This window comes from Lentibacillus songyuanensis (assembly GCF_039548255.1).
GTDB lineage: Bacteria > Bacillota > Bacilli > Bacillales > Amphibacillaceae > Lentibacillus_C > Lentibacillus_C songyuanensis.
The window spans coordinates 1-1,680 of record NZ_JBCLVH010000056.1 but is presented as its reverse complement, the minus strand read 5'-3'; the positions used below and the strand labels follow the sequence as shown (position 1 = coordinate 1,680).

Annotated in this window: 1 protein-coding gene; it reads left to right on the top strand. The window is 33.8% G+C overall.

All coding sequences use genetic code 11. The annotated features are described in order from the left end of the window. Positions 1-106: 106 nt before the first annotated feature. Positions 107-1,555 (top strand): IS1182 family transposase, encoded by a 1,449-nt coding sequence (locus tag WMZ97_RS21780; protein WP_343274164.1) that lies wholly within the window; start codon positions 107-109, stop codon positions 1,553-1,555. Positions 1,556-1,680: the final 125 nt, after the last annotated feature.

Sequence of the window (1,680 nt, the reverse complement as noted above, 5' to 3'; positions counted from 1 at the left end):
GAGGCCACTGAAAAAGTCCAAAAAAGATATGATTCCCGAATTTATAATAGGAATCGTATCTTTTTTTGGTTACAATAAAAGTATCAAGTAAAAGTGGGTGGCTATAATGCTTCAAAAACAAGAGTCGATGATTTTAAGTCCATATTTGGAAATTTATGATTTAGTTGTGCCAAAGGATAATTTCTTACGAAGACTCAATAACTTGGTGGATTTTTCTTTTGTTTACAACGAATTGAATGATAAATACTGTCATACGAATGGTCGGAATGCGATTGACCCGATTCGTATGTTTAAATATTTGCTACTTAAAACCATCTTTGACTTATCCGATGTGGACATCGTGGAACGTTCTAAGTATGATATGTCATTTAAGTTTTTCCTAGGCATGACTCCAGAGGAATCCGTAATTGAACCAAGCTCGTTAACCAAGTTTCGTAAATTGCGGTTAAAAGACGTAAATCTATTGGATATGTTGATCAATAAAACCGTGGAAATTGCTATTGAATTAGAAGTTATAAAAAGTAATTCTATCATCGTTGACGCCACCCATACAAAGGCTCGTTATAATCAAAAATCACCAAAGGAAATACTGATGGATCGCTCCAAGAAACTTCGGAAATCAGTTTATGAAATTGATGAATACATGAAGAAAAAGTTTCCACCCAAATCGACAACGAATGAGTTAGAAGATGAAATTGAATACTGCCAAAAACTAATGAATGTGATTCAAAATGAAGAAACGATTTCCCAATATCCGACAGTAAAAGAGAAATTGAATTTATTAAAAGAAACCGTAAATGATGACATTGAACATTTACGAATCTCTGAAGATGAAGATGCGAAAATCGGCCACAAAACAAAAGACACCTCCTTTTTTGGCTATAAAACACATATAGCGATGAGCGAGGAAAGGATTATTACGGCTGCTACGGTTACTACTGGTGAGAAAAATGATGGAAAACAATTAGAAACATTGATTGAAAAAAGTATAGGATCCGGTATGAAAGTAGAAACAGTCATTGGTGATGCGGCTTATTCAGAAAAGGGAAATATTGAATACACCAATAAAAACGAAATAGGGTTAGTAGCCAAATTAAACCCGATAACACAAGGTACTCGTACAAAAGAAGATGAATTTGAATTTAATAAAGATGCTGGAATGTACGTCTGTAAGGCTGGTCATATGGCTATACGGAAAGCTCGTCAGGGAAAGAAAAATGTCGGCAGAAACCAAAAAGATACATATTATTTTGACATTGAAAAATGCAAAGTTTGTCCGTTTAGGGAAGGTTGTTATACAGCTGGAGCTAAAAGCAAAACCTATTCCGTTACTGTAAAATCGGATGAACATAGTGAACAAGCAAAGTTCCAAGAAACGGATTATTTTAAAGAAAAGTCCAAAGAACGCTATAAAATAGAGGCGAAAAATAGTGAATTAAAACATAGACACGGGTATGATGTTTCAAAATCCTCGGGTCTAATTGGCATGGAAATGCAAGGTGCCATCGCAATATTTACTGTAAATCTAAAACGAATCATGAAACTAATGGGATAAAATAAGCAAAAAAGAATACATAAATCCATAAAAAGACGGCTCTAAATTTCAAAAATAATTAGAGTCGTCTTTTTCATTATATATCTTTAGTTTCACTGAAAAATTATAAGATTTTCAGTGGCCTC